The sequence below is a fragment of the Streptomyces nanshensis genome, assembly GCF_001751255.1.
Lineage (GTDB): Bacteria > Actinomycetota > Actinomycetes > Streptomycetales > Streptomycetaceae > Streptomyces > Streptomyces nanshensis_A.
On sequence record NZ_LJGW01000703.1, the window covers coordinates 1 to 8066 of the forward strand.

Sequence of the window (8066 nt, forward strand, 5' to 3'; positions counted from 1 at the left end):
CGGCCTGCCCGGCGGGGGCGGCCGGTGCGCCCGAGGAGGCCGGCGAGCGGTCGACGTAGCGCAGCGAGCGCAGCCCGCGCTCCATGTGCCAGTGCAGATACGCCGAGACGAGCCCCGTGCCCTCGCGCGCGTGCCGCGCCTCGCTGGCGTCGGCCGTCTCCCAGTCCCCCGTGAGCAGCGCGCCGAGCAGGCGCAGCGCCTCGGGCGACGGTACGACGCTGCCGGGCACCCGGCAGTCCCCGCACACCACACCTCCGGAGGCGACGGAGAAGAACCGATTGGGGCCGTGCAGGCCGCACTTGGCGCAGTCGTCGAAGCTGGGCGCGTAGCCGCCCATGGCCAGCGAGCGCAGCAGGAAGGCGTCCAGCACCAGGCCGGGCGCGTGCGCGCCCGCGGCGAGCGTCCGCAGCCCGCCGACCAGCAGCAGATACTGCTGCACGTTGGGCTCGCCCTCGTGGTCGGTGAAGCGCTCCGCGGTCTCCAGCATCGCCGTACCGGCGGTGTAGCGGGCGTAGTCGGCGACGATGCCCTGCCCGTACGGGGCGATGGTCTCGGTCTGGGTGCACAACGGCAGCCCGCGGCCGATGAGTTCGCTGCCGCGCGCGAAGAACTGCACGTCGACATGGCTGAACGGCTCCAGCCGCGCGCCGAACTTGGACTTCGTACGCCGGACTCCGCGCGCGACCGCCCGCACCCGTCCGTGCCCGCGGGTGAGCAGAGTGATGATCCGGTCCGCCTCACCCAGCTTCTGGGTGCGCAGCACGATGCCGTCGTCGCGGAACAGACTCATGGGCCTCAGTATCCCGCACGGCCGCGGACGGCCACCGGGGACGGGTGCCCCCCGGTCCGCGCTCGGAAGTCCGTCAGCACAGCGGGGCGTTGAAGCGGATCAGGGACCACCGGCCCTCGCGCAGCCGCAGGATCGTCGGCGCGGTGTTGCCGAGTTCGGGGAACGTACGCCGGTACTCCGACAGCGGCAGACCGAGGACGCTGCACAGCACCAGCCGGATCAGGGTGTTGTGCGACACCGCCAGCACCCGGCCGTCGGGGTGGGCGGCGGCGATGTCGCGCAGGGCGGCCACGCCCCGCTCGGCTGCCGCGGCCGGGTTCTCGCCGCCGGGCAGGGGCGACCCGGCGGGGTCACGGTGGAACGCGGCGAGCCGGTCGCCGAAGGACCGCCGCATCTCCTCCGCGGTCATGCCCTCGCCGTCCCCGAAGTGCACTTCCCGCAGGCGCGGTTCGCGGCGCAGCGGCAGTCCGGTCGCCTCCGCCGCCGGTTCCGCCGTCCGCCGGCACCGGCTCAGCGGTGAGCAGAACACCGCCGCGAACTCGCCGTTCTTGGCGGCCCATCGGGCGAGTTCACGGCCCTGTTCGGCGCCCTTCTCCGTGAGGTGTACGTCGCTGCTGCCCGCGTAGCGGTTCTCCGCGTGCCACACGGTCTCGCCGTGGCGTACCAGCACCAGTTCGGTCACGTCAGGCTCCTCCGCAGGGCGTGCTCGGCGAGTTCGGACGGGAGCCAGCCGCGCCCTGCCAACTCCCGTACGAGCCGCCGGTAGGAGGCCAGCATCGCCTCCCGGTGCCGGTCCCGGGGCGTGAAGACCTCCCGTGTCCGCACCATCGCACGGCTCGCGCCGGCGACGTCCACCGCACCCGTGTCCCCGCTGTCCGCGCCGCCGTCCGCGCCCCCGGTGCTCCCGCCGAAGCCGGCGGACGCGGCGAGCAGCGCCATGCCGAACGCCGAGCCGTGCTGCTCCCTGACGTACGCGGGCCGCCCGAGGACGTCCGCGCGCAGGGCGTTCCAGACCCGGCTGCCGCTGCCGCCGCCGCTGAAGGTGAGACGTCCGTCGATGGGCACCCCCAGCAGGTCCAGCCGGTCCAGCGCCAGCCGTTCCACGAAAGCCACGCCTTCGAGCAGGGCGCGGTAGTGCTCCGTCTCGTCGGCGGGGGCGGTCTCGTCCGTACGGGAGCCGGGCTGCGCCAGCAGGAATCCGTGCGCCGCGGGGGCGGCGAAGGGGAAGCGCTCCCCCGTGCCGGGCAGCGGGTAGGCCACGGCACCGGCGGGCCCGTGCCGCTGTGCCGCCGCGTCGAAGTCCGCGTGACCGCCGGAGGAGAGCGCGGGGAAGGCCGCCTCCAGGGCCCGTCCGCCGGCGCTGGACGCACCGCCCGGCAGCCAGAGCCCGGTGGGCGAACGGTGTGCGTACACGGCCCCGGTGGGGTCCTCGGGGAGGCGGGCGCTGACGCCCTTGACCACGAGGGTGGTGCCGAGCACCGAGTTGACGTCCCCGATCTCGCTGGCGCCGACGGCCAGTTGGGCGGCGCAGCCGTCGGTCATGCCCGCCGTGACCCTCGTGCCCGGCGGCAGTCCGGTCTGCTCCGCCGCCGCGTCGCAGACCCGGCCGAGGGCGGTGCCGGGGGCCACCACGGGCGGCAGCACCCCGGGCGGTACGCCGAGGGCGTCCAGCACCTGCCAGGGCCAGTCGCCCTCGGCCGGGTCGAAGCCGGACTTGAGCGCGTGGCTGCTGTCGGCGGGCGTGGGGTGACCGGTCAGCCGCCGGTTCACGTAGTCGTTCTGGTGGGTGAGGCGTGCGCCCGTAGCACGGGCCGCGTCGCGGTCGCGCAGCAGCCGGCACAGCTTCGGCAGGCCCCAGGAGCGCTGCATGCGTCCGTAGCCCAGGCGCCGCCAGACCTCGCCGCCGCGGGAGTTGACCTCGGCCGCCTCCGCTTCGGCGCGCCCGTCGTCGTACATCAGGGCCGGGGTCAACGCCTGGCCGTCGGCGCCAGTGAGCAGGACCGTCCCGGAGGTGGCGTCGACCGCCACACCGCCGATACGGGCGGGCCGTACGGTCCGCAGCGCCTCCCGGCAGGCGGTCGCCGCGGCGGTCCACCACTCCCCGGGCGACTGGGTGTGGCGCACGCCGTCCCGGTGGCTGGTGAGCGGCGCCGCGCCACGGCCGAGCACCCGGCCCTCGCGGTCCGCCGCGAGGGCGCGGGCGCCCGTCGTACCGAGGTCGATGCCGACCCAGACGTCCGGGGAGGTCACGGTCCGCCACCGGAGGCGGCGCGCGCCCGTCCCGTACGGACTCCGCCGAGTCTCACCGTCACGCCGTACTGCCCACGGCTGCCCCGGAGTTGTCCGCCGCACGGCGGCGCTCGCCCGGGTCGCTGGGGTCCTTCAGCCGCGTCGAGAGCAGGGCGACCGCGAGGTAGAGCGCGCCGAAGACGATCGCGACGCCGCCCCCGCCGATGAACGGGTAGCAGACCGTGACCAGGAACGGCCCGACGAACGCGGCGCCGCCCGCACCGAAGTTGAGCACGGCCAGCGACGCTCCCTTGTCCTTGTGCCGCACCATCGACGGCATCAGGGCCGACAGCGGTACGAAGCCCGCGAGTAGCACGCCGTAGAGGCAGCCGAGCACGACGGTGACGGTGAAGCTCTCACTGGCGAGCGAGACGAAATACCACAGCGGAGTGGCGACGGCGCAGCCGAGACAGCCGAACACGGTGACCGTGCGGCGCCAGCCGAAGTAGTCGCCGAAGACGCCGAAGAAGAGGTTGGCCGCGATGTTCGCACCGTAGGTGATCGCGGTGAGGGTGGAGATCTGCGCGAGGCTGAGGAAGCCGTCGTTGTCGCCGGCCGTGCCGAAGGTGAACGGGAACATCGCGAAGAACCCGTACTGCGGCGCGGTGTTGACGATGCGCACCAGCCCGCCGGCGAGGGTGCGCTTGTCGCGCCACAGGATGTCCACGCCCTCCAACAGCCTGCGGTAGCTGCGGGGTTCGGTCACCGAGGCGTCGGCGATCGGCTGCAGACCCTGGGGCTCGCGTACGGCGAAGGAGCCGATGGCGCCGCCGATCGCGACCAGGACGAGGGAGAGCACCAGGGTGTCCCGCAGGCTCATCCCCAGGGGCCCGATGGCCAGCGCCGCGACGCCCGCGCCGAGGGTGGGAAGGCCGCCGGTGAAGGCGAACCAGAACCAGCCGGCGACCGAGCCGCGCATGCGCTCCGGGCTGGTCGTCTGCGCCCAGACCAGGAAGGCGAACGCGAAGAGCGGGTAGGCGAAGCCGCGTATCCCGTAGATCAGGGCGATGAACCCCAGGCTCTGGCTCGGTACGGCGAAGAAGAGGAAGACGATCTCGAATCCGACCCACCATGCCGCGCCGAGCCACATCACCCGCCGCGGGCCCCAGATCGCGGACAGCGTTCCGGAGAACCAGGAGGCGACCATGACGGCGATGCCGTAGGCGGTCACCGTGGCGAAGGACGCCTGGCCGCCGGCGAGGCCGCCGCCGTCGGGCTGCTGGAGGTAGTCGGTGAGGTAACTGATCTCGACGCCGTCACCGATCATGTAGATGAGGACGCCGACGAATCCCCAGACGAGCGGCCGGGGAATGCCGAGGCGTTCGATCCCGCGGGGCTTCTGGTCGGGGGCGTCTGCTGCGGATGCGGCTGAGGGCTTTGCCGCGGATGCGGCCGACGAATCTGCCGCGGATGCGGACGGCGGCCCGTCCGCGCTGTGGGGCGGATGTGCGCCGTCGCCGCCGCCTGCTGTGCCGAGTGCGGCCCGTGGTGTCTCCGGCTGGTTCATGGGTCTCCCCTGTGCGGGTGTCGTCCCTGTCGCGGATGTGGTCCTGAGCGGACCCGCTGGCCGGGGAGCCCGGGCGCCCTGGCGCAGTTCGCTGCACGGCACCGCGAACGTCGCGGCCCGTTGCCACCGGACGCACCGTAGAGCGTGTTTTTTTCACACGCAATACGTTAAGAAGGATCGGTCTCCGCGACGTGCACCCGTACCGCCTCCCGGAGTTCGGTCAGCAGCTCCGGGTCCGCGCCGTCGTCGACCACGAGATCGTCGTACTCGGCGAGCGGCGCCAGTCGGTGCAGCGCGGTACGCGTGAGCTTCCCCGAGTCCATCAGCAGCACCCGCTTCGAGGCCGAGGCCAGCATCGCCCGCTTGACCTGGACGATCTCCTGCTCCTGGTGGAAGGTCATATCCGTGGTCATCGCCGAGGTGCTCACGAAGGCGACGTCGACGTGGACCCTGGCGATCGCCTCGGTGCAGGAGAGCCCGTTGAAGGAGTCGTGCGTACGGGAGTACTCGCCGCCGAGCCCGATCAGCCGCAGATCCGTGACGCCGCACAGCTCGTCCATGGCCCGCCGGTAGTTGGTCACCACGGTCAGCGGCGTGAACTGTTCCAGGCGCCGGGCGAGTTGGAGCGCGGTGGTGGAGTCGTCCAGCAGCAGGGACGTGCCGGGCTCCACGAGCGCGGTCGCGCACTGTGCGATGGCCTGCTTCTGCGCCAGCCTGGCGCCGAGCCGGTACTCCACGTCGCTCTCGAAGACGGAGGAGGGCTGGGCCGAGACGCCGCCGCGGAACTTCCGCAGCAGGCCGCGCCTGGCCAGGTCGTCCACATCCCGGTGCACGGTCATCACGCTGACGCCGGCCAGTTCCGCCAGTTCGTTCGCCGTCGCCGAGCCGCGCTCCACCACGTACTCGACGATCGTCTGCTGGCGGGTCTCCTGTGGCCGTGCCGTACCGCGTCGGGAAGTCATGCGCACAGTGTGCCGACCGATGACTCCCGGCGGGGCCCCTGGGGCAGCCCGGTGCGGAGCCGCAAGGGACCGGACCGCCGGAAACAGGGACACTGCGGGCTCGTCAAATAACATCCTGAGTGTTAATTTCACGTTCGGGACGCGAGTACTCGTCCCGTGCCAGCCCACATCAGCGGAGAGGTGCCCCATGCAGGACGGTCGGCTGCAGGCGGTGGTGTTCGACATGGACGGTGTCCTCGTCGAGAGCGAACACCTGTGGGAGGAGAACTGGACCCGCTACGCGGAGGCCCACCACACGCCCTGGACACCCGAGGACACCCGCTCCGTACAGGGCATGAGCGCCCCCGAGTGGGCCGCCTACCTGTGGCGGCTGACCGGCGAACCGGAAGGCGGTCCGGAGGGCACCGAACGGAGCGTCGTGGACGGGATGGTGGCGGACTTCGAGAGCGGACGCGTGGATCTGCTGCCCGGCGCCGGACGGCTCGTCGCCGGCGTCGCCGCACGGGTCCCCGTCGCGCTCGCCTCCTCCGCTCCCCGGCGGCTGATCGACGCGGTCCTGCACGGACACGGGCTCGCCGCGAGCTTCTCCGCCACCGTCTCCAGCGCGGAGGTCGAACGCGGCAAGCCGCACCCGGACGTCTACGCCGAAGCCGCGGGCCGCCTCGGATTCGACGGCGCGGACTGCGCAGCCGTGGAGGACTCCGGCAACGGCATACGCGCGGCCCACGCCGCCGGGATGACCGTGATCGCCCTGCCCAACCCCACCTATCCGCCGCCGTCCGACGCGCTCGCCCTCGCGGCGGGCCGCGCCGCCGACCTGGACGACGTCGGCCGGCGACTGGACCGGCTGATCGCCGACCGCGCCACGGAGAGGACGGTGTGATGCGGCCCCTCGGAGACGCCTCGACCTTCAAGTCCGACTGGATACGCGGGCTGGTCACCGCCCGCAGCCGTACGGTCCGCGCGGTGCCCGGCGCGTACGGCGTGATGAGCCGCGGCGCGCCCGCGTACGGACGGGTCGCCGTCGTCATCGGCGGCGGCTGCGGCCACTACCCGGCCTTCGCCGGGCTGGTGGGACCCGGGCTCGCCGACGCCGCCGCCATCGGCGACGTCTTCACCAGCCCCAGCGCGGAGCAGGTCTACCGGACGGCGCGCGCCGTGGACGGCGGCGCGGGCGTGCTCTTCTCCTTCGGCAACTACGCGGGCGACGTCATGCACTTCGGGCTGGCGGCGAGCCGGCTGGCCGCCGAGGGCATCGACTCGCGCACCGTGCTCGTGACCGACGACGTGGCCAGCGGCCCGCCCGAGCGGACCGAGGAGCGGCGCGGTGTGGCCGGCGGGTTCTTCGTGTTCAAGACCGCCGCGGCGGCGGCGCACCGCGGGGACTCCCTGGAGCAGGTCGAGGCCCTCGCCCGGCACGCCAACGCCCGTACCCGCACCTACGGCGCCGCCTTCGCCGGCTGCACGCTGCCGGGCCACGACGAACCGCTGTTCACCGTCGAACCCGGCGCCATGGAACTGGGGTTGGGCATCCACGGCGAGGCGGGCGCCGAGACGGTGCCGGCGCTGGCGCCGAGCGACCTCGCCGACGTGCTCGTCGACCGTGTCCTCGACGAACTGCCGCCGGGACGCCGGGTCGCCGTGCTCCTCAACGGGCTGGGCCGCACCACCCCGGAGGATCTGCTGATCTGCTACGGCCACGTCCACGACCGGCTCGTCGCCGCGGGACGGATCCCGTACCGGCCCGAGGTCGGCGACTTCGTCACCTCGCTCGGCATGGCGGGCATCTCGCTGTCGGTGACCGTCCTCGACGACGAACTCACGGCGCTCTACGACGCCCCGTGCGAGACGCCGGGCTTCACGCGGATCGCCGGTGCGTCCGGCCCGTCCGGTACGTCGGGCGCCGAGGGCGAGGCGGAAGACGCAGCGGACGGGTCCGCCGCGGCGGACGTACCCGCGGTGCTGCCCGAGGGATCGGACGAGCCTCCGCGCGGAGTCGCCGCCGAACTGCTCGCCGCCGCTCTGGACGTCGTACGGGAACACGAGGAGGAGCTCGGGCGGCTCGACGCGGTGTGCGGGGACGGCGACCACGGCCAGGGAATGGTACGGGGGCTGCGCGCCGCGCTCGCCGCGGCTCAGGCCGGGCCGGCGGACGAGGACGAGGACGGAGACGGGGACGCGGACAGCGTCGGTACCGGGGAGGACGGCGAGGACGCCCAGCGCGTCGGCCGCCGACTGCTGCGCGCCGGTACCGCGCTGTCCGACGCCGCCGGAGGCGCCTCCGGCGCGCTGTACGGACTGCTGCTGACCGAGATCGGCGCCGGACTCGGCCGGTCCGCCGAGGGACCGGTCACCCTGGACGCCGTCGCCGCCTCGGTCGACTCCGCCTTCGAGGCCGTACGCGAACTCGGCGGCGCGGAGGTCGGCGAGAAGACGCTGCTCGACGCGCTCGATCCGTTCCGCGCCGGCCTGCTCGCGCAGCGCGGCAGCGGCACCCCGCTCGCCGCCGCATGGACCG

Annotated in this window: 7 protein-coding genes; 2 read left to right on the forward strand and 5 right to left on the reverse strand. The window is 73.5% G+C overall.

The genetic code is table 11. The annotated features are described in order from the left end of the window. The 5 genes from recO to AN218_RS32305 all read right to left on the reverse strand — a co-directional run. Positions 1–790, reverse strand: a 790-nt coding sequence (gene recO / locus AN218_RS32285) for a DNA repair protein RecO (RefSeq protein WP_070020576.1), incomplete at its 3' end; no start/stop codon positions are given. Positions 791–863: 73 nt separating this feature from the next. After that, the gene (locus AN218_RS32290) at positions 864–1472 is read right to left on the reverse strand and encodes a histidine phosphatase family protein (protein WP_079132833.1); all 609 of its coding nucleotides are present in this window, start codon (positions 1470–1472) and stop codon (positions 864–866) included. Continuing rightward, positions 1469–3040: an FGGY-family carbohydrate kinase gene (locus tag AN218_RS32295; RefSeq protein WP_070020577.1), complete on the reverse strand. Its 1572-nt coding sequence runs from the start codon at positions 3038–3040 to the stop codon at positions 1469–1471. Before AN218_RS32295 ends, AN218_RS32290 begins: the two co-directional genes overlap by 4 nt. Before the next feature lie 58 nt (positions 3041–3098). Continuing rightward, complete coding sequence (locus AN218_RS32300; RefSeq protein ID WP_079132834.1) at positions 3099–4586, reverse strand: MFS transporter; 1488 nt, start codon at positions 4584–4586, stop codon at positions 3099–3101. A 167-nt stretch (positions 4587–4753) separates the two neighbouring features. Then, on the reverse strand, positions 4754–5548 hold the full coding sequence (locus tag AN218_RS32305; RefSeq protein WP_070020578.1) for a DeoR/GlpR family DNA-binding transcription regulator: 795 nt from the start codon (positions 5546–5548) through the stop codon (positions 4754–4756). Positions 5549–5735: 187 nt separating this feature from the next. Here AN218_RS32305 and AN218_RS32310 point away from each other — a divergent pair, with 187 nt between their 5' ends. After that, on the forward strand, positions 5736–6431 hold the full coding sequence (locus AN218_RS32310) for an HAD family hydrolase (protein ID WP_070020579.1): 696 nt from the start codon (positions 5736–5738) through the stop codon (positions 6429–6431). Next, positions 6431–8066 (forward strand): dihydroxyacetone kinase family protein (locus tag AN218_RS32315; RefSeq protein ID WP_070020580.1); only part of this gene is annotated, 1636 nt, incomplete at its 3' end. The genes AN218_RS32310 and AN218_RS32315, both read left to right, overlap by 1 nt.

Excerpts from the sequence above, each read along its gene's own strand:
- AN218_RS32310 (WP_070020579.1), top strand. The coding sequence starts at position 5,736 with ATGCAGGACGGTCGGCTGCAGGCGGTGGTGTTCGACATGGACGGTGTC.
- AN218_RS32300 (WP_079132834.1), bottom strand. The coding sequence starts at position 4,586 with ATGAACCAGCCGGAGACACCACGGGCCGCACTCGGCACAGCAGGCGGC.
- AN218_RS32305 (WP_070020578.1), bottom strand. The coding sequence starts at position 5,548 with ATGACTTCCCGACGCGGTACGGCACGGCCACAGGAGACCCGCCAGCAG.